Raw genomic sequence first — 17584 nt, 5'->3', positions numbered from 1 at the left:
TCAGTACACCAGGTTTAAGGTGATATCGTCGCTATAGGTGCCTGCCTGCGCGGCCGTCAGGGCGCCTGCATCAATAACACCGTACAGCGTCTCTTCCTGTTTCATGCCGTTGCCGGTATCGGTGAGCCCATCCGTGCCGGTGATTTGCGTCTGTTTGCCCTCGTCAGCAAACAGTTTCCAGGCAATTTTCTGGGCGCCCGTTTCGCCGTTATCCGGCTTCAGCCAGAAGGTGCCGTTTTCGCTGCTATCGTTGCTGGTCGCGGAGAGCGTGAACGGCGTACCGTTGGTACAGACGATATCGACCTGGGTTTTGGCCTGAATTTCACTGGTTTCATCCGAACCGTGGCGCGAGAAGTTAAGGTCGTTGGCGTTGAGGGTGCAGGATTTAACCACCTCGAGCGAGACGTGCATCGTCGCGCTTGCGGTGCTGTCTGCTGCGATCGCAGCGGCAGGAAGCAGGAGAACCGAACAACATACAACAGTGGGGATAATTCTCATGATCTTATTTCCTAACGTGGTTAACGGTGCAATTACAGAGATGAGAGCTGAGCGTCCAGCAGGCAGAGTTTTCGATGGAATTCCGCCAGGTTCTGGCAGCAAAATTTGTTCATCGCGTTACGCTTGTGGGTGTAAATCGTTTTAGGTGACTTACCAAAGACCTGTGCGATACGAACCGGGCTGAATCCTTTGTGAAACAGCATGCAAACCCGCATCTCCTGATACGTGAGCGTGGCGAGGTTTTCGAAAGAGTATGTCGTGTCGCTAAAGCAGCGGCTCAGCTGAGCAAGCGTCAGATTGTCCGCCACCACTCTGGCGCGCTCGCCGCGCAGGAAAGCGTTAATCTCATCCACGCGGGCCGCATCGGTAAAGACCAGCCAGTCTGACCCGGCGCGGGTATTCAGGAGGTGCTCCTGCAGGTGCAGAAGCCCTTCGGGATTAACGTCGTTAATCCAGTAAATCTCGGGACGTGGGGCGACGGCGGTAGCGATAATCGACCTGAGCCCAAGGCATAAATACGCGTTTTCGCTCAGGATGATGACCCGAAAGCCCGCGTTGATAATGCAGGGCGTCATGAGTTGCCCCACAGGTAGCCCTGGCCGTAATCGGCCGCGCTGGCGCGGGCCAGCGCGAAATCACCCGCGGTTTCGATACCCTCTATCAACACCTTACTGGCGAGACGCTTGCACTGGCGGGTGAGGTGCAGAAACTTTTCCTGCTCGATGCGGCCGCTCCAGAAAGTATGCTTGTCAATTTTGACGCCGCAGAAGCGGATCTGGCTGGCAAGCAGAGCCGGAATGAGATCTTCGCAGACGTCGTCAGCCCACACTTCGATACCCCGCTGATGCAGCGTGGCGATGCATATCCGCAGGGCCCGGCTTTTGTCATCATCAAGCTGTACGATGCGATGAAGATCGGTAACTTCGATAGCAAGCCTCTCCGGACGGGGCGTTTCTTCTTTCAGCCTGTCGAGGAAGTCCGTTTCCAGCAGCAAATCCGATGTCGCGTTGAGATAATATTTTTTGCCTTCTTCGCGCAACATGGCATGACGAAGCTGCGCAAAGAAATGCGCTTTACGCTGCGTCGCGGGCATTGCGCAAAAGTAGTCTTCGAGATTGACGTGAGGCTTGGCCGTGGACAATACCTCCCACGCAATCACTATTTCACTGCGCAGCGCCCGGATGGATTCGAACTTATAGCCGGTTAGCATGATAAAAGTGCGTCACTCCTCGCGGTGTATTAAGGAGCTGCATATCTTATGAATTACGGCTTTGGCGGGATATTTATAAAATAAAAAGGCTTAAATATGGTGTTTTTAGCTAATTTATAAGGTTTTTATAGGATTATTTATTTTCATAAGCGCCCGGCTTTTGGCCGGGCGCTGCATCATTAGCCGGCTTTACTGACGATTTTGATCTCCACCATGCCAATGCCCAGCCTGCGCGGAGAGTGGCCGAGAATATTCCCTTCGTTTGTGGCCTGCGGGTCTGGCGGCACAATGACCAGCGTATTGCTGCGCGAGGGGTTCTCGAAGTGCAGCGTGTGAGTGCTGACCTCGTTCCCCAGCGTCAGCGTCTGCTCCCGATCGCCCACGCGTACCGGTACGGGCCTATTGGCGTTAGGGCCAAATGCCCGGGCGGTGATCACCAGGTCGAATTTCTCCGGCAGCGGCTCGTTATATTCGATTTTCACCTCATCGCCCAACTGCGCGTTGGACCAGCGCCCCCACGATTCAGGACGTGAAATACCGCTGAACTGCTTCACCTCCTCCGGCGCGCCGGCTACGTTAAAGATGAAGCTGTCCGCTTTGTAACGAATATCGTTGTCGACGACCTTCAGCAGATCGACGTTGCGCTGATAGCGTGCGGTATCAATAACCGTATCCCTGAACGCGGTTTTACCCTGCCACACTGGTTTACTGACGTGTTGTACGGTCTGCTTACCGCCGAGCTGCCCCTGAGAGACGCACCAGTCGGTGGAGAGTGACAGCTGAGGCGACCAGAGCTGCCCCATTTTGTAGCACCTGTCGACCCAGACGAAGTTATCGCGCGGGGCGAAATCCGCCAGCTGGAAGCGCAGTGGCGCAGAGTATTCACTTTCAGGCAGCGGCTCGACGCGCTTGTCTGACACCCGCAGCAGCAGCGGCAGGCGGAAATGGCTGCCGGAAAAGGCGATCGTTTTTTTATCCCGATCGATGGTGAAATCCTGTATCTCTTTCGGGAAGTTCCACAGACGGATGATGTCCGGCTTCCAGGCGAGGATTTTTTCCTTCATGTTGAGGAAGATTTCCGACAGGGATTGCCCCGACAGCGTGCTGCGGCCCAGGCCAATAAAGTTATCGCCGCCCAGAATATCCAGCACCGTCGCGCCGTTGTCCATCGAGTTACGTTTGGTGGCGATAACCTCCTGCCGGGGCTGGTCGCCGCGCAGCACAAAGAACAGGTTGCTGCGATCCCGCTTGCTCAGCTCGTCCCAGGCGCTATTTTTCATTGCCAGATGGTCTGACGAGACGACGATGACCGTATTTTTGAAGTAAGGCGATGCTTTGATTTTCTCAACGAACGCCGCGATGTGCTCCTGGCTACAGGTCACGGCGCTGAACGAGGTGTTGTTTTTGCCGTCGATGTCGTAGCGCTGACGCTTGCAGGTGCGCGAGACGAAGCCATCCGGGTGGTGCGTGTCGACGGTCAGCGCAAACAGCGAAAAGCGTTTACCGGCGCGGGAAAGCTCCTCGAATTTCTTCCAGGCTTCATCCAGCACGGTGTCGTCGTAAAAGCCCCAGTCGTTGCGGTAAGCCGGATCGGCCACGGTGGTTTTCAGCTCTTCTGAACCATAAAGATGATCGAAACCGTGGGACTTCAGAAACACGTCTTTCCCGGCAAAGCGCAGGTTGGCCCCCTGCATGAAGTAGTTCTCATAGCCCGAGTTTTTCAGGATATCGCCAAGACAAACGTTTTGTGGGAAGAAGCTCGACATCGAGGCGGAGGCGTTTCCTTCAAACGGGGCAAACAGGGGAATGCCGCACTGGGAGGCCACCATTCCGGCAATGGTGTAATCCGTACCGGGCAGCTGCATGGTGTGGCTGAAGTCGAGGCCTTCGTTCTTCAGCGCGCCCAGCTCCGGCGTCAGGTTCGGGAAAGCCTCGTTATCAAAATAGGTGCGCTCCAGGCTCTCGCCGTAGATATAGACCAGGTTGAGCCTGGGGTTGTCGATCTTCTTCGATGGCTCTTTGTAATACGCGGCAAAGTCCGGATCGCCATCGCGCGACTGAGATTTTACCAGCTCGGTAATCTGATGAAAGGCCGGGCTGGCGTCGACGGAGGCCAGCGCCAGACACAGCGCCAGCAGGCTGTAGCCATGATGATGTGGACGGTGGCGGCGACGGCGCAGCACCCAGGCCAGCGCGGCGAAGATGCCAACCAGCGCGACCACCAGCCCCAGACCGGGAAGTATGTACTTACCAACGCCCGCGCCGGTCAGGCTGTTGGTGAGGGTGTAGAGCACGGCGTCGTTAATACCGTCGCCGGTAAAGTAATCGCTGGCATATAGCGTAATGTTCAAAATAATAAAAATGCCGAGCACCGCCAGGGTGGCAACAAACCACCAGGTGTGACGACCGGCTTTCCAGGCGTAAACGCCAATCGAAGCCAGAAAAAGGACAAGGGACATTAACTCTGACAACAGCACATCCTCATCATGCCGGACGCTCGGCCGGCTAACTGATTATTTTTTGGGTAAGACAATGTAATTGCGATGTCGTATAGCTGCAATTTTAGTGTCACGAAAGTGTGCTGTTGTTAGGATTTGGTTTATAAAATCGTTTATTTGAAAGCCGTCGCATCGTGGCATACGGATGCTGAGGCGGTGGCGAGGCGTAAAAAGGTGCGCTTCACGCCGCGGTTTCAAACTTACCTGAGAAACCGGGCGTGTAGGGGCCGAAAAGGGGGGGCGATCAGGAGAGGAAATTAACGCCCTGTTTCAGCACCAGATCGCAGGCTTTGGTTTTCACCTGTTTCGCCAGAGAGGAGTTGCCCAGGGTGCTGAGGTTAAGCTGCTGGCCGTTTTGCGCGTTCAGCAGGCCCTGAATGCCGTCCATATAGTTGGTGTCCGCCTTCTGCTCCTGGGTGTCCAGGCCAAGCTTACCCAACACCTGATTTTTGATGTTTTCGGTATCGGTTACGGAAGCCAGCTTCTGCTTCGCGCAGTATTCCAGGATACCCGCCGCGTTGTTCATCGTACCGGCGCTCAGGCTCTGGGAGCTGTTACCCAGCAGGCTGGTGAGGGATGACGCGGAAAGACCGCCCTGGGTGCCGCTGCTCTGTTTGGTAAGCTCACCTGCTGCGCTGGAGAGCGACTCCTGCCATGACGCGGCCTGCGCTGCGCCCGTCACCAGCAGAACGCCAGAAATAACGCTGATAAGAAACTGTTTTTTCATAATGGTTTACCCGAAAAGGTCCGTTTTGAGCCGGAGGGGAGTCCAGTATATACCTCCGCTCCACCGGTATTCCCTGGAAATATCTTAATACTCTTTGCCGGTGACGCGGCTGCGGTAGCTGTCCCAGTCGAAGATGACGTACAGGCTGTTGCCCAACTTCATGCGATCCATAACCCGCTCGCCCAGGAGCCGGGTCATCTCGTCGATATTGTGGTTCGTCAGCATGCCGGTTGGGCGTTTCGACGATGAACGGCGATCGACAATCTGGTTAATGATCACTTTTTCGTAGCGGGATTCCGTCTGGACGCCGATCTCGTCGATGACCAGCAGATCTACGTTGCTCAGATCGTTCAGCAGCTGTTCTTCACTGGTTTCGCGGTTGCTGAAGGTGTCCTTCATGGCGGACATAATATCTGCCACGGTGATAATCAGCACAGACTTCCCGCGCAGCAGCAGCTCGTTGCAGATAGCGGCCGCGAGGTGATTTTTCCCGGTACCGGGTTTTCCGCTAAAGATGAAGCTGGCGATGTTGCCGTCGAATTCGTCCACGTACTGGCGCGCCTGGCTAAGCGCGTTCATCTGCCCCTGCGACTCAACCTTGTAGTTCTCGAAGGAGCAGTTCTGGTGCAGCGGACGAATGCCCGAGCGGTTAAAGGTGCGCTGCATTTTCATCGCGCGGTTTTCGCGGGCGAGGGCAGCCGCGCGGATTTCACCCTGCTCTTTTTGCCACGCCAGCAGCTCTTCGCCCGTGGTGAAGGCGGGCTTCACGTTGGCTGGCATCATCTTCTGCAAGCGCTTCATCAGGTCGCCGACGTTTTTCATTTCGCACCTCGGAATCCATCAGGGATTTTTTTATCCGGTTCTGAAAAGGCATTAATATCACGCTTTGGCTGGCCGTTGCTGCTGGCGCGGTTGATTTGCAGGCTTCGTGCGAGCTTTTGCTGCCACTGAACGTGATGGAATACTTTCCCTTCAGCCTGCCAGTAGGCGGTAAAGGCCGCCAGCTCTTCCGGCGTCGCGGGCTGCGAGAGGGCAATCCCCCAGAGTGCCGCCTGGCGCTGAAAATCGGCGTCCGGCTGCCACCCGGCGTACATGGGGAATTTACCCATCGGAACGGCTACCGGGGTGCTGGTGGGTTCATCAAAAAACTGATTGTCCAGCGTGACGTCACTCGCCGGGCGCGACAGCCGCGCTTCAATATCCAGAAGCTGCGCCAGACGTTCCGGCGTAACCGCGTAAAACGCCGGGGCGTTGTCGGCAAATACCGCGAGCGTGCCGCCTTCGGCGTGCGTCAACACACCGCGAGGATCGCGCATAAAGGCATCAATGCCAGCAATGCTGGTGGTCAGAATTCTGGAGGACATAACACTTTCTCAACTTATTACTACGGGCGTGATTGAGGGTTATGGTAGCACAGAGAGAGGGCAGGAAAGGAGAGGATTTCCCCGGTAGCGCTACGCGTACCGGGGCTACAGTCACAGAGGCTGATTACGCGATGATGTTCAGCGTCACGTCGATATTGCCGCGCGTCGCGTTAGAGTAAGGGCAGACGATGTGCGCTGCATCCACCAGCTTTTTGGCTTCCGCTGCGTCCATCCCCTCAACGTGGATGTTCAGCTTCGCTTCGATACCAAAACCGGTCGGTAGCGGGCCAATGCCGACTTCACCTTCAATAAAGGCGTCTTTTGGCAGCGCGAACTTATCGCGTGCCGCAACGAACTTCATCGCACCCAGGAAGCAGGCGGAGTAGCCCGCGGCGAACAGCTGTTCAGGGTTAGTCACTTCGCCACCCATGCCGCCCATCTCTTTTGGCACGCCCAGCTTGACGTCCAGAACGCCATCGGAAGAGGTTGCGCGGCCGTCGCGGCCCCCGGTTGCTTTGGCTTTGGCAGTGTAGACAACTTTTTCTAAAGACATGGCAGGTTCCTCATCTTGTATTTAAGTGCGCTATTAAATAGCGTGCGATGTTTTAAGGTAAATAAAGACGCGTAAAGTATAGCCTTACGCGCGATGCAGCTGCTGGCGAAGCAGTTCGAGCTGTTGCTTGAGCGCCAGCATGGTGTCGGTATCACACTGCGCAGCACAACCCACGGCGTGTGGGATGGCTACGGCCTGCTGTTGCAGCTTGCGGCCCGCGTCGCTCAGGGTCACGGCGACCTGACGTTCATCCTGACGGGAACGCTGGCGGAGGATCAATCCTGCGCTTTCCAGGCGCTTCAGCAGGGGCGTTAGCGTGGCGGAATCCAGGAACAGCCGCTCGCCGATGTCTGACACCGTAATATCATCCTGCTCCCACAGCACCAGCATCACCAGGTATTGCGGGTAGGTCAGGTTCAGCGGTGCCAGCAGCTGCCGGTACAGCTTGTTAAGCGCCAGGTTCGCCGAATAAAGGGCGAAGCAGAGCTGGTTATCCAGCAGTAGCGCGTCGGTGGTGTCGTTCATTTTTGCGTCCATGGGATGAATATAGATAGTGCGCGATATAATTGCAAGCGATTTTATCAAACGCGTGGACGCTTGCGGTAAAGCCACAGGCCGGGAATCGACAGGCCGATGGAGAGCGCGCCCACGATTGACGAGGCTTTGAGGAAGTTACTCAGCAGCAGGATCATTTGCGGTTCGCTGTAGCCAAAGTGGCTGATTTTTACGGCGGAAATCATTGCGGTATAGGCCGAAATGCCGGGAAACATGGGAATGACTGCCGCCACGGTAAACACTTTCGGGTGTGCCAGATACCAGCGGGACCATTGAATACCAATGCTTCCGACCAGCATGGCGGCGATAAACGTCGACCATTCGATATTAAAGCCAGCGGTCATCATCGCCATACGCGAGCCGTGACCAATGGCGCCGAGCAGCGCGCACCAGGGTAACGCCCGCTGTGGGACGTTAAACACCATCGCAAATCCAGCGGCGGGTAGGGCTGCCAGGAGCATGTCCTGCGCCAGTGCGAGCAGAAAATCAATTACGCCCATCCGCGTAACCCCCACATCGTCATGGCCATTACGACCCCGATACAGGTCGCCAGCGTTAGCAGGCTGGCTATCGCCCAGCGCGCCAGACCGGTGTTGATATGGCCTTTAAACATATCGGCGACGGCGTTGATGAGGGGAAACCCCGGCACCAGCAGCAGCACACTGGCGGCCATCGCAACCGTAGGCGTGCTGGCGAAGACGGGCTGGCGCAGGAGCAGGCCGGAGACGGTTGTCGCCACAAAGGCCGTTATGCAGAAGTTAATCTGCGGATGCAGCTGCCTGTGCGTTAACAGCTGGCGGACATACATCGCGATGCTGCTGGCAAAGAAGGTCACGACGGCGCCGTCCCAGCCGCCGTTATTGAGCTTGCAGAAACAGGCGCAGGAGAGCCCTACCATCAGCACAACCAGCCAGCGCGGGTAGCGAAGCGGCTTGATTTGATTGAAACGTTTTTCAATCTCATGAAGATCGAGCAGCTTATGCTCGGCGAGGATCACGATGTGCTGCACCTCCGTTACGACGTGCATGTTAATGCCGCGGTCGTGATTCTTACGGGTCGAGGTGAGGCACTGCCCGTCTTTAATGGTGGTCAGCACAATGGCATTTGACGAGATGGAGCTTTCGACGCTGTCCATCCCCAGCGCCAGCCCAAGGCGCGTGGAAAGTTCTTCGACGAGGGCGCTTTCTGCTCCGTGCTGTAAGAGAAAAAGCCCGCACTGAATACATAGCCGCGTGGTAGCTCGCTGCGTAGACCGATCTGCCTGCATGTAATGCCCTGAAGAGAAGAGAGATTGCTTACTTTTAACACAAAGTGCAGGGCCCATTGCGCTGGGCCAGATCAACTTTTATGCGATCGGTGGCGTGGTTAGCGCCGGGAGGGGACAGGCTTATTATTTGCCTAATGAATATGAAATAAGGATTTATAAAAGCAATATATTAAGTATTTCTAATTTCATATTTTCGATCTTTTAAGGCAACTTCAATTAAATTTCGATAGTCTTTATGCGATATTAAGCCTGTATTGGGCGTTTCTTAACCTATATGACATTTATATCGTTTACGAGTATTAAGCCGTTTTGTTCTTAGGGATGCAAATATGTTTTATCTCGTAGGGTTAGCTCGTTCTTAAATAATGAATTAATGACATGGAGGGTCTATGTTGCCATTGAATGGTAAACACGGAGTGGTGATTAGTAGAGTACCGGTTATGCAAAATGGGCTGGGTGGCTTAATGGCCCGCCATTTTCCGGAATTTGAGTTGACGTACTGCCGTTCCATGCAGGAGTTAACGCTACTTCAATTGCGTCGTGCTGGGGTTGTGATTGCCGATATTTCAGGGGAGTACCGTAATCCGCGCGGCACGCTTGAGCAATATTATGGATTAATGAATCAATACAGGGATATTCACTGGATTTTCCTCGTCTCTCGTCCTCTTTATCCGCTGGCGGTTGAGCTACTTATGCGTCCGGAAAGCACCTTACTGTCGGATATGGAGCCTATTGAAGGCGTGATTAACGCCATTCGCGCGGGCAGCGAACGTGCTGAGCGAATAAGCCAGACGCTATTAATGCCGGAAAATCCCGATATTGAAGAAGAGAGTGAGCAAATGATTGCGCTCACCCACTCTGAACGCAAGGTTTTACGTCTGTTAGGCAAGGGCTGGGGAATTAACCAAATTGCGACGCTGCTGAAGAAAAGTAATAAAACGATCAGCGCACAGAAAAACAGTGCCATGCGCCGTTTATCGCTTCGCAGCAATGCCGATATGTACGCCTGGATTAGCAGTACCCAGGGAATGCGAGAACTCAGTTTAATGTCGGCTTATGGAGAGTTTGAGGAATGGAAAAAACCACTGCACCAGGACATATCGCCGTCATCGAAAGCTGCTCAATGAGCGCCGTGGGGCTGAAGCATCTTTTTGCGATGCCGGCCCTGCGCCATTATCAGGTGCACCTGTTTAGCGGATTCGACAGCTTTAAAGCGGCGCTCTCTGATACCTCATTTTTTGCGGTAATCTATTCTTTGTCCGATGCGCGTGAGGAGCGCCGAAACTGTCTGGCATGCTTGCGTGACCTTACCTTCACTCACGGCGGCGTTCAGCGTATCGTGCTGGTTTCGGATGAGATGGAGGCGAGGCTGGTGAGCCATCTGTCGCCGTCCCAGCTGCATGGGATAATCAGTAAATCGGTTCCGCTGAAGCAGCTGGTTGAGGAGCTTGGGACGCTGCTCAGCGAGACGCATCGGGTGAATGACAATATTTATAATCACTGGTGCGTGAACCAGAACCGCATGCTGAGCCCAACGGAGCGGGCAATACTGCGTTACATGTCGTCTGGCTATTCGATACCTGAAATAGCGGCACAGCTTGAGCGCAATATCAAAACCATCCGCGCGCACAAGTTTAACGCGATGGTAAAGCTGGGCGTCAATTCTGACGTGGGGTTACTGGATGCGGCGGATATCCTCGCGCATCTTCCCGCGCGGGAAGTGCGTCGTTCCGCTCTCACCGTTCCGTCATTCTCATAGAAACGCGTGATGCGCCAGAGCACTTCTGGCGCAACGTTCAGATACAGACATCTACCCATTTTGCCGCGGTCAGTTCCGCCATCCTGTCGGGCGATATTCTCACCGCACTGTGGATGGCACCCGCTGCGGGTAACACTTCCGCGTACTGTTTTAACGTGATGTCACAATAAACCGAAAGAGGATTCTCCAGTCCGAAAGGGCAGACGCCGCCGACAGGATGGCCCGTCAGGGTAACCACTTCATCACTGCTGAGCATGCGGGCTTTTGCGCCGAATGTCTCTTTGAGCTTTTTGTTATCCAGACGCGCATCCCCTTTGGCGACCACCAGAATCACGTCATTCTTAATTTTCAGCGACAGGGTCTTGGCAATTTGGCCTGGCTCAACGTTGTGCGCGGCCGCAGCCAGCGCAACGGTCGCCGTGCTTTGGTTAAGCTCAATGATCTCTATATCCGGAGCGTTGTCGGCAAAAAACTGCTGTACAGACTGCAAACTCATTGATTCCTCCTGACAAATATCCTGCGTAATCTGTCACAACAAATTAGTCGCTGTAAATATCCCTTAAGTAACAAATATCCGTCAGGGGCGATTTCTGGATCGCCTTCACATTCACAGAAACCGGTTACAGTAACCGGTTGCAGAGCGTGATGCAGAGATTAATACTGAGGGTGTAACTTCCCCTGTATCTAATAATAAGAGCTAATTATGAAACCAATCCGTTTGAGCAGTACCGCTGGTACACGATCCGGCAAGGTTGTGAAGTGGATTTATGGCACAGCGTGTGGCGTGAACACGCCTGAAACGAACGTCTGAAAGGAGATCTGATATGTCTGCCAACCATGCTGCGTTTAATCTGATTTTCCGTTTCGTTGAGAATTACGTCAGTCCGATTGCCGGGCGGATCTCTTCCCAGCGTCATGTTATGGCTATTCGTGACGGATTTATCTCGGCGATGCCGTTCATGATTGTAGGCTCATTCTTGTTAGTGTTTGCTTACCCACCTTTTTCGCCTGATACCACGTGGGGCTTTGCTCGCGCCTGGCTGGATATGGCGAAGCAGTTTGAAGGCCAAATTCTGACGCCGTTTGATATGACGATGGGCGTGATGTCCCTCTATATCTGCGCGGCCATCGCCTATAACCTGGGCAAGCATTACGTTAAAACGCATCAGCTGGATCCGTTTATGTGCGCGATGCTGTCGCTGATGGCGTTTCTGCTGGTGGCAGCCCCTAAAACCAAGGGCACGCTGCCGGTTGATAGCCTCGGCGGAACCGGTATTTTTACCGCGATTCTGGTGGCGATCTACTGCGTTGAGATGATGCGCTTCCTGAAAGCACACAACATCGGGATTCGCCTGCCGGACCAGGTTCCACCGATGATCAAAAACTCGTTTGATCTGCTGATTCCGGTGCTGGTGGTGGTGCTGACGCTCTATCCGCTGAGCCTGCTGATTCAGTCGCAGTTCGGTATGCTGATCCCGCAGGCGATTATGTCGATCTTTAAACCGCTGGTGTCCGCCGCTGACTCTCTGCCTGCGATACTGCTGGCGGTGCTGATTGGGCACCTGCTGTGGTTTGCCGGGATCCACGGCGCCGCGATTGTATCCGGGATGCTGCAAATGTTCTGGCTGACAAATCTGGGGGCTAACCAGACCGCGCTTGCGGCGAGCCTGCCTTTGCCGCACATCTTCATGGAAGCCTTCTGGACGTTCTTTATCGTGATCGGCGGGTCAGGGGCGACGATGGGGCTGGTGTTCTGCTACCTGCGCAGCCGCTCCGCGCACCTGCGCTCGATTGGCCGCCTGAGCGTGGTGCCAAGCATTTTCAACATCAATGAACCGGTCATTTTTGGTACGCCGATTGTGATGAACCCGGTCTTCTTCATTCCTTTCCTGCTGGCGCCGATGGTTAACGCCGTGCTGGCGTGGGCGGCGATGAAGTTCGATCTGATTGGCCGCGTGATTTCCGTTGTGCCGTGGACGGCGCCGGCTCCGGTTGGTGCAGCCTGGGCGTTGGGTTGGGATTTCCGTGCCGCTATTCTGGTGCTGGTGCTGGCCTGCGTTTCAGCCATCATCTACTTCCCGTTCTTCAAGGTGTACGAGAAACAGCTCCTCCAGCAGGAAGCGGAAGAAGCACAGCGTAACGCGGAAGAGGAAAATCAGCAGATTGCCTGAGTAAACGCAAAGCGGCAGCGTCGGTTGCCGCTTTCAGCGTTGTTTAACGAGAGGGATTACGCTCCCGCCCGACTATTTCAGCGTGCAGTCGCCGCACTGCTGTACATCCGGCAGGCGATAGCGCTGGCAGCAGGTGCGACGGACCAGAAGCCCCTCGCGCGGGACCACGGTGCGGTAAAGAGGATTATCGCGCCCATCCGAAAGCTGTTTGGCAAAGAAACAGCTCTGGCGCAGCGCCTCCACTTTCTCGTCGCCAAGCAGCGGCTTCATCTCGGTTAAATACCAGTGGATAAGATACCCGGTATTACTCCAGATCAGCTTGCCGTTGATCTCGCCCGTCGCTTCCAGCGCGTCAACGACCGGAACCAGCGCTCTGGCGATCAGCATTTCCATACGCGCCTGCGCGGAAAGGTGAATCGCGCTCGGATCTTCATGGACGTCGATCCAGAAACAGGCGGCGCGCCCGGTTTCATGAAATTCGACGTGAAAATGTTCTGACGACAGGTCGAGCACGGTTTCCTGGGTCAACAATGCCAGCATGACCGGGGGAACCATCAGCCCGATGTACCACTGTGCCCAGAGGGAGAGCAGCGGTTTGTTTTCCCGCGCAAGCGTCGGTTGATTACGGTAAATATGGTCGGAATAGGTTGCCAGCAGCGAGCGAAGCTCGGCAGGGCGCTGCCACTGCGCCAGCGTCAGCGCATGGTGCGGAGGCGCTTCATCCAGCTTGATGAAATCCAGCAGGTGGGCGCGGGTAACGGCAATTTTCTCGCGTATGGCATCCGCAAGCGTTGTCTCCCCGGCGGAGAGCGGTGCTCGCCAGAGTAAGGGCTCAACGATGTGTGCGGTACGAGTAGCCATAGTGTGGATTACAAATCTAAATGATAATGATTGCCAATCCTAACTATAGATAAAACCGAGCGCAAGACTTTTATCCTGGCTCTGTGAACGCGCCGTCAGGCGGTGTGCAGCTCCTCGCTCAGCAATATGCTGTTGCGTCCCATATGCTTGGCTTCGTAGAGGGCTTTATCCGCCTTCGCCAGCGCGCCTTCCACGTCTTCGCCTTCAAACATGGCGATGCCGATACTGATGGTCACGTTGGTGGCGACGCTTTCATTAAACATGTGCGGGATCTTAAGGTCGTACACCTTCTGCCGGATGCGTTCCGCCGTCTGCCGCGCTTGCTCAATCGGGATATTACTGAGCAGCACCATAAATTCTTCTCCACCGAAGCGGGCGACAATATCGCGTGAACGCACGGCGTCGCGGATCGCAGCCGAGACTCTGATTAAGGCCTGATCGCCCATCATATGGCCGTAATGGTCGTTGTAGGCTTTGAAGTGGTCGATATCCATCAGCAGCACAAAGTGCTCGCCGCTGTCCGGGGTGGGAAGATTCTCCAGCCGGCTTTGCAGCCCGCGGCGGTTATACAGGCCGGTGAGCGGATCCATCATGCTGAGATCGGTCAGGGTTTCGCGCTCCTCCAGCAGTTCGGAGAGGAGTTCCTGGGCGAAACGGTCGTTGCGCCGCTGAAGAACGTGATGAATGCCGATGGCCACCACCGGCAGGGCGAAAGAATACGCCATTCGCAGCCAGTATTCGGAATCGCTAAGCCACAGGCAGGCAATAAAAGCGGGAAATGAATGGAGCGTAAATGCCTTGATATTACTGGCAAACGCCAGAGACCCTATAAAAAGCACCGTTAATAGGGCCATCATTAAAAAATTCGCGTGATCGTGCGTAATTAACGAAAATTTAGAGACGATCTGCCAGGCCCATAAAAACCCGAAAATACCTGAAACAACAGGGATATTTATTTTTCGCGCGCAGTTTTTCCAGTGCCAGATAAGTAAGCCTGAGCTGAAAATAAATACCGCAAACAGGGGAACGGATAACACGCGAACGGAATACAGCGGGTTTGTTACCGAGAACAGGGCGGATGCGGCATTCAGAAATAAGAACAAACGTAAAGATAATTGATATTTCTTATCGACTAAAGACCGCCAGGTTTGTGATGTCATATGCGTGCGTTTTTATTAAAACTCAATTAAAACAAGAAGCAAGGTGTTGTTATGTAATATTAGATGCAACTCAATTGAATTTTTATTATCAGAAAAACTTTATGAGAAGTTAACAGGTGGGCAATTTATCACCTTACACATTCTCTGTCATTATAGGAAAGCAAATTGTCGGTGCTATTTCTTGCTTCGCATGCTGACAAGTGATAATTACTATCATATGATATTGGTTATCATTATCGATGCGAGAGGTTAAACCATGTTGAGCAAAGCGCTGGGAAGCGGGTGGGGTATTTTGCTGCCCGGCTTCATCATCGGTGGCCTGACGTTCGCCGATCTCCCCATTGATGTATGGAAAGCAATGATTGTTTCAGGACTGCTGGTGACGTCCGCGATGATATGGCACAAGCAGTTACGGCATTACGTGCTGCTGCCGTCATGCGTTGCGCTGGTCAGTGCAATACTGGTCATTATGATGAGTTTGAAATAAAAGGGAAAACCAGAGGTGCTGCTGAAGGGATGTAAGATAATTGGTGCGAGGGGGGGGACTTGAACCCCCACGTCCGTAAGGACACTAACACCTGAAGCTAGCGCGTCTACCAATTCCGCCACCTTCGCACAGTCATCTTACTTTTTTTGATATCGCCTCGTTGGTGCGAGGGGGGGGACTCGAACCCCCACATCCTAAGGACACTAACACCTGAAGCTAGCGCGTCTACCAATTCCGCCACCTTCGCCCAGTGCGAGCAATATCAACGTGATTTATGGTGCGAGGGGGGGGACTTGAACCCCCACGTCCGTAAGGACACTAACACCTGAAGCTAGCGCGTCTACCAATTCCGCCACCTTCGCATACCATCGATACTGTAAAAGTATCGTAACCACGGAGGCGCATTCTAGATGTTTTCAGCTTTACGTCAACAGAAAAATGCGCGCGTTGTTTTGATTGCTGCAAAAATGGGCGATGGCAGCGTCAGCCATCGCCGGTGCAGGGCGAGTCTTACTTTTTCGCCTGGCGCGTCATTACGGTGCGATAGACCTTAAAGCGGCCAGTCTGGGCGATCACTTCGTGGAAGCCAAAGGTCTCATCCAGCACTTTCGGGTAGGCCAGGAAGGCGTTTGCCACGATACGCAGCTCACCGCCGCTGTTGAGGTGGCGGGTTGCGCCGCGGATCAGCGCCTGCGCGGCTTCCAGGCTGGTCTCCATTCCGTCGTGGAACGGTGGGTTAGAGATGATCATGTCAAAGCGGCCGGTCACGTCGGAGAAGACGTTGCTGGCAATCACGTCGCCTTCAATGCCGTTAGCTGCAAGCGTGGCGCGGCTGGCCTCTACCGCCGGGGCGCTCACGTCACACAGGGTTAAACGAACTTTTGGCGAGTGGCTGGCGAGAACCGTTGAAAGCACGCCCGCGCCGCAGCCCACGTCCAGCACCTTGCCTTTGGTATGTGGCGTCAGGGTAGAAAGCAGCAGCTTGCTGCCGGTATCCAGCGCGTCACGGCTGAATACGCCCGGCAGGGTTTTAATGGTCAGGCCGTCAAGCTGGTACTCGTCCCAGAAGGCGTTGGCATCAAAGGCGGTCTGTTTTTCCAGACGCCCGTGATACAGGCCGCAGCGGCGGGCGCTGTCGATTTTGGTCAGCGGCGCGTAATCCTCCAGCATCTGCTCCGCGCTGCGCACGCCGCTGCGGTTCTCCCCGACAACGAAAATATCGCAGCCGATCGGCAGCAGAGAAAGCAGGTTCATCAGCTGGAACTGGGCTTCCGGTTTGTTCTTCGGCCAGTAGTAAATCAGCGTGTCGCAGTCAGCAATATCGCTCTGCTCCGCCGCCAGGCTAAAGCGCGCGCGCTCGCCCATCTGGCGGCTCAGCACCTGCCAGTGGTGATAGTATTGGGTGTGGGCACGGCTTTCAGCACAGTCGAAACGCGCGGGCAGGTCATCCTGCATATCTCCGGCAAACAGAATACGGCTTTCTTCGAAATCATCACTGTGACGCAGCAAGACTTCACTTGCCGGGGTAAATGCAGACATGAATTGTTCCTCAATAAACTCAGGCGGGGATTATAGTAGGTAGATGGCGCAGTTTCGACACATTTGCTATATTTGCGCGCCTGAGAGACAGGAGTTTTCGCTATGACATCCCGACGAGACTGGCAGCTGCAGCAGCTGGGCATCACCCAGTGGGCTTTGCGTCGCCCGACGGCGTTGCGCGGCGAAATCGCAATCTCCATCCCTGAGCATGTCCGCCTGGTGATGGTGGCAGAAGCGCTGCCTGCCCTGAATGACCCCCTTATCGGAGATGTCCTTCGCAGCCTGAAGTTGACGGCCGATCAGGTACTACAGCTGGCGCCCGAAAGCGTCGCGATGCTTCCTCCTGACAGCCGCTGTAACAGCTGGAGAATCGGGACGGTTGATGCGCTACCCCTCGAAGGGAGCCAGATCAGCTCCCCGGCGCTGGATGAACTGAAGGCCAACCCAAAAGCGCGCTGCGCGCTATGGCAACAAATTTGCGAATATGAACACGATTTCTTCCCTCACGACGGCTGACCTGTCCACCGCGTTCGCGATTGAAACGCGCGCCCATGCCTTTCCGTGGAGCGAAAAGACGTTTGCCAGCAATCAGGGCGACCGCTATTTAAATCTCCGCCTGGACGTAGCCGGTACGATGGCCGCGTTTGCCATTACCCAGGTCGTTCTGGACGAGGCGACGCTGTTTAATATCGCGGTCGATCCTGCTTATCAACGCCGCGGGTTGGGCAGGGAACTGCTTGAGCACCTCATTCGCGAGCTTGAGACCCGTGACGTTTTCACCCTGTGGCTGGAGGTGCGCGCGTCGAATGTCGCCGCCATCGCACTCTATGAAAGCTTAGGCTTCAACAAGGCGACAATCCGCCGTAACTACTACCCCACCGCAGAGGGACGTGAAGACGCCATTATCATGGCTCTGCCGATTGGATAACGAAAAA

At 54.8% G+C, this 17584-nt stretch carries 21 protein-coding genes and 3 tRNA genes; 6 read left to right on the top strand and 18 right to left on the bottom strand.

Annotation, left to right across the window (positions count from 1 at the left end; genetic code table 11):
- From OWK27_RS13225 to OWK27_RS13175, 11 genes are all read right to left on the bottom strand, one after another.
- Positions 1-498, bottom strand: a complete 498-nt coding sequence (locus OWK27_RS13225; RefSeq protein WP_148422018.1) for a spore coat U domain-containing protein — start codon at positions 496-498, stop codon at positions 1-3.
- A 32-nt stretch (positions 499-530) separates the two neighbouring features.
- Positions 531-1073 (bottom strand): helix-turn-helix transcriptional regulator, encoded by a 543-nt coding sequence (locus tag OWK27_RS13220; protein ID WP_242173722.1) that lies wholly within the window; start codon positions 1071-1073, stop codon positions 531-533.
- Positions 1070-1708 carry an EAL domain-containing protein gene (locus OWK27_RS13215; RefSeq protein ID WP_267590530.1) on the bottom strand — a complete coding sequence of 213 codons (639 nt, stop codon included), beginning with the start codon at positions 1706-1708 and terminating at the stop codon, positions 1070-1072. Before OWK27_RS13215 ends, OWK27_RS13220 begins: the two co-directional genes overlap by 4 nt.
- 179 nt (positions 1709-1887) lie before the next feature.
- Positions 1888-4179 (bottom strand): phosphatidylglycerol--membrane-oligosaccharide glycerophosphotransferase, encoded by a 2292-nt coding sequence (gene opgB, locus OWK27_RS13210; protein ID WP_267590529.1) that lies wholly within the window; start codon positions 4177-4179, stop codon positions 1888-1890.
- A gap of 271 nt (positions 4180-4450) precedes the next feature.
- Entirely contained in the window at positions 4451-4933 is a 483-nt protein-coding gene (locus OWK27_RS13205) for a DUF2501 domain-containing protein (protein ID WP_267590528.1), read from the bottom strand.
- An 84-nt stretch (positions 4934-5017) separates the two neighbouring features.
- Complete coding sequence (dnaC, locus tag OWK27_RS13200; RefSeq protein WP_148422010.1) at positions 5018-5755, bottom strand: DNA replication protein DnaC; 738 nt, start codon at positions 5753-5755, stop codon at positions 5018-5020.
- On the bottom strand, positions 5752-6297 hold the full coding sequence (gene dnaT, locus OWK27_RS13195) for a primosomal protein DnaT (RefSeq protein WP_193354779.1): 546 nt from the start codon (positions 6295-6297) through the stop codon (positions 5752-5754). The genes dnaC and dnaT overlap by 4 nt, the downstream gene beginning before the upstream one ends.
- Positions 6298-6421: 124 nt before the next feature.
- On the bottom strand, positions 6422-6850 hold the full coding sequence (locus OWK27_RS13190) for an organic hydroperoxide resistance protein (RefSeq protein WP_003856578.1): 429 nt from the start codon (positions 6848-6850) through the stop codon (positions 6422-6424).
- 84 nt (positions 6851-6934) lie between these two features.
- Positions 6935-7387: a MarR family winged helix-turn-helix transcriptional regulator gene (locus OWK27_RS13185; RefSeq protein ID WP_148422006.1), complete on the bottom strand. Its 453-nt coding sequence runs from the start codon at positions 7385-7387 to the stop codon at positions 6935-6937.
- Positions 7388-7431: 44 nt separating this feature from the next.
- Positions 7432-7905 (bottom strand): threonine/serine exporter, encoded by a 474-nt coding sequence (locus tag OWK27_RS13180; protein ID WP_176608772.1) that lies wholly within the window; start codon positions 7903-7905, stop codon positions 7432-7434.
- Entirely contained in the window at positions 7896-8672 is a 777-nt protein-coding gene (locus OWK27_RS13175; RefSeq protein WP_148422002.1) for a threonine/serine ThrE exporter family protein, read from the bottom strand. Before OWK27_RS13175 ends, OWK27_RS13180 begins: the two co-directional genes overlap by 10 nt.
- A gap of 389 nt (positions 8673-9061) precedes the next feature.
- Between OWK27_RS13175 and OWK27_RS13170 the strand changes: the two genes are divergently transcribed.
- Both OWK27_RS13170 and bglJ read left to right on the top strand, forming a co-directional pair.
- Positions 9062-9799 carry a helix-turn-helix transcriptional regulator gene (locus OWK27_RS13170; protein ID WP_148422001.1) on the top strand — a complete coding sequence of 246 codons (738 nt, stop codon included), beginning with the start codon at positions 9062-9064 and terminating at the stop codon, positions 9797-9799.
- Positions 9796-10431 (top strand): DNA-binding transcriptional activator BglJ, encoded by a 636-nt coding sequence (gene bglJ, locus OWK27_RS13165; RefSeq protein WP_148422130.1) that lies wholly within the window; start codon positions 9796-9798, stop codon positions 10429-10431. Before OWK27_RS13170 ends, bglJ begins: the two co-directional genes overlap by 4 nt.
- A gap of 37 nt (positions 10432-10468) precedes the next feature.
- On the opposite strand, the gene OWK27_RS13160 is transcribed toward bglJ, so the two are convergent.
- Positions 10469-10927, bottom strand: coding sequence for a YbaK/EbsC family protein (locus OWK27_RS13160; RefSeq protein ID WP_148421999.1), 459 nt, complete (start codon positions 10925-10927; stop codon positions 10469-10471).
- Positions 10928-11255: 328 nt separating this feature from the next.
- Between OWK27_RS13160 and OWK27_RS13155 the strand changes: the two genes are divergently transcribed.
- On the top strand, positions 11256-12602 hold the full coding sequence (locus OWK27_RS13155; protein WP_148421998.1) for a PTS sugar transporter subunit IIC: 1347 nt from the start codon (positions 11256-11258) through the stop codon (positions 12600-12602).
- A gap of 72 nt (positions 12603-12674) precedes the next feature.
- Here the strand turns inward: OWK27_RS13155 and fhuF are convergent, their stop codons facing one another.
- A complete protein-coding gene (gene fhuF, locus OWK27_RS13150; RefSeq protein ID WP_267590527.1) occupies positions 12675-13463 on the bottom strand; it encodes a siderophore-iron reductase FhuF in 789 nt (262 codons plus the stop codon).
- Positions 13464-13558: 95 nt separating this feature from the next.
- Positions 13559-14623 carry a GGDEF domain-containing protein gene (locus tag OWK27_RS13145; protein WP_193354775.1) on the bottom strand — a complete coding sequence of 355 codons (1065 nt, stop codon included), beginning with the start codon at positions 14621-14623 and terminating at the stop codon, positions 13559-13561.
- 256 nt (positions 14624-14879) lie between these two features.
- Here OWK27_RS13145 and OWK27_RS13140 point away from each other — a divergent pair, with 256 nt between their 5' ends.
- Positions 14880-15110 (top strand): DUF1435 domain-containing protein, encoded by a 231-nt coding sequence (locus OWK27_RS13140; RefSeq protein WP_267590526.1) that lies wholly within the window; start codon positions 14880-14882, stop codon positions 15108-15110.
- Positions 15111-15151: 41 nt separating this feature from the next.
- Here the strand turns inward: OWK27_RS13140 and OWK27_RS13135 are convergent.
- The 4 genes from OWK27_RS13135 to rsmC all read right to left on the bottom strand — a co-directional run bounded on the left by OWK27_RS13135 (position 15152) and on the right by rsmC (position 16649).
- Positions 15152-15238, bottom strand: a tRNA-Leu gene (locus OWK27_RS13135).
- A gap of 33 nt (positions 15239-15271) precedes the next feature.
- Positions 15272-15357 (bottom strand) — tRNA-Leu (locus OWK27_RS13130).
- 28 nt (positions 15358-15385) lie between these two features.
- Positions 15386-15472: transfer RNA gene (locus tag OWK27_RS13125), tRNA-Leu, on the bottom strand.
- 148 nt (positions 15473-15620) lie between these two features.
- The gene (gene rsmC / locus OWK27_RS13120; protein ID WP_148421990.1) at positions 15621-16649 is read right to left on the bottom strand and encodes a 16S rRNA (guanine(1207)-N(2))-methyltransferase RsmC; all 1029 of its coding nucleotides are present in this window, start codon (positions 16647-16649) and stop codon (positions 15621-15623) included.
- Positions 16650-16751: 102 nt separating this feature from the next.
- Here rsmC and OWK27_RS13115 point away from each other — a divergent pair, with 102 nt between their 5' ends.
- Positions 16752-17165, top strand: a complete 414-nt coding sequence (locus tag OWK27_RS13115) for a DNA polymerase III subunit psi (RefSeq protein ID WP_267590525.1) — start codon at positions 16752-16754, stop codon at positions 17163-17165.
- On the top strand, positions 17134-17577 hold the full coding sequence (gene rimI, locus OWK27_RS13110; protein WP_267590524.1) for a ribosomal protein S18-alanine N-acetyltransferase: 444 nt from the start codon (positions 17134-17136) through the stop codon (positions 17575-17577). The genes OWK27_RS13115 and rimI overlap by 32 nt, the downstream gene beginning before the upstream one ends.
- The last annotated feature ends 7 nt before the right edge of the window (positions 17578-17584 follow it).

This window comes from Enterobacter cloacae complex sp. 2022EL-00788 (assembly GCF_026627565.1).
Classification (GTDB): domain Bacteria; phylum Pseudomonadota; class Gammaproteobacteria; order Enterobacterales; family Enterobacteriaceae; genus Enterobacter; species Enterobacter pasteurii.
Note: the sequence above shows the minus strand (reverse complement) of the source record. Positions and strands in the feature narration are given on the sequence as shown.

Coding starts and splice junctions, on each gene's coding strand:
- OWK27_RS13185 (WP_148422006.1), bottom strand. CDS start 7,387: ATGGACGCAAAAATGAACGACACCACCGACGCGCTACTGCTGGATAAC.
- OWK27_RS13180 (WP_176608772.1), bottom strand. CDS start 7,905: ATGGGCGTAATTGATTTTCTGCTCGCACTGGCGCAGGACATGCTCCTG.
- dnaT (WP_193354779.1), bottom strand. CDS start 6,297: ATGTCCTCCAGAATTCTGACCACCAGCATTGCTGGCATTGATGCCTTT.
- OWK27_RS13115 (WP_267590525.1), top strand. CDS start 16,752: ATGACATCCCGACGAGACTGGCAGCTGCAGCAGCTGGGCATCACCCAG.
- OWK27_RS13225 (WP_148422018.1), bottom strand. CDS start 498: ATGAGAATTATCCCCACTGTTGTATGTTGTTCGGTTCTCCTGCTTCCT.
- bglJ (WP_148422130.1), top strand. CDS start 9,796: ATGAGCGCCGTGGGGCTGAAGCATCTTTTTGCGATGCCGGCCCTGCGC.
- OWK27_RS13145 (WP_193354775.1), bottom strand. CDS start 14,623: ATGACATCACAAACCTGGCGGTCTTTAGTCGATAAGAAATATCAATTA.
- rimI (WP_267590524.1), top strand. CDS start 17,134: ATGAACACGATTTCTTCCCTCACGACGGCTGACCTGTCCACCGCGTTC.
- rsmC (WP_148421990.1), bottom strand. CDS start 16,649: ATGTCTGCATTTACCCCGGCAAGTGAAGTCTTGCTGCGTCACAGTGAT.
- OWK27_RS13155 (WP_148421998.1), top strand. CDS start 11,256: ATGTCTGCCAACCATGCTGCGTTTAATCTGATTTTCCGTTTCGTTGAG.
- OWK27_RS13205 (WP_267590528.1), bottom strand. CDS start 4,933: ATGAAAAAACAGTTTCTTATCAGCGTTATTTCTGGCGTTCTGCTGGTG.
- fhuF (WP_267590527.1), bottom strand. CDS start 13,463: ATGGCTACTCGTACCGCACACATCGTTGAGCCCTTACTCTGGCGAGCA.
- OWK27_RS13175 (WP_148422002.1), bottom strand. CDS start 8,672: ATGCAGGCAGATCGGTCTACGCAGCGAGCTACCACGCGGCTATGTATT.
- OWK27_RS13140 (WP_267590526.1), top strand. CDS start 14,880: ATGTTGAGCAAAGCGCTGGGAAGCGGGTGGGGTATTTTGCTGCCCGGC.
- dnaC (WP_148422010.1), bottom strand. CDS start 5,755: ATGAAAAACGTCGGCGACCTGATGAAGCGCTTGCAGAAGATGATGCCA.
- OWK27_RS13190 (WP_003856578.1), bottom strand. CDS start 6,850: ATGTCTTTAGAAAAAGTTGTCTACACTGCCAAAGCCAAAGCAACCGGG.
- OWK27_RS13170 (WP_148422001.1), top strand. CDS start 9,062: ATGTTGCCATTGAATGGTAAACACGGAGTGGTGATTAGTAGAGTACCG.
- OWK27_RS13215 (WP_267590530.1), bottom strand. CDS start 1,708: ATGCTAACCGGCTATAAGTTCGAATCCATCCGGGCGCTGCGCAGTGAA.
- OWK27_RS13160 (WP_148421999.1), bottom strand. CDS start 10,927: ATGAGTTTGCAGTCTGTACAGCAGTTTTTTGCCGACAACGCTCCGGAT.
- OWK27_RS13220 (WP_242173722.1), bottom strand. CDS start 1,073: ATGACGCCCTGCATTATCAACGCGGGCTTTCGGGTCATCATCCTGAGC.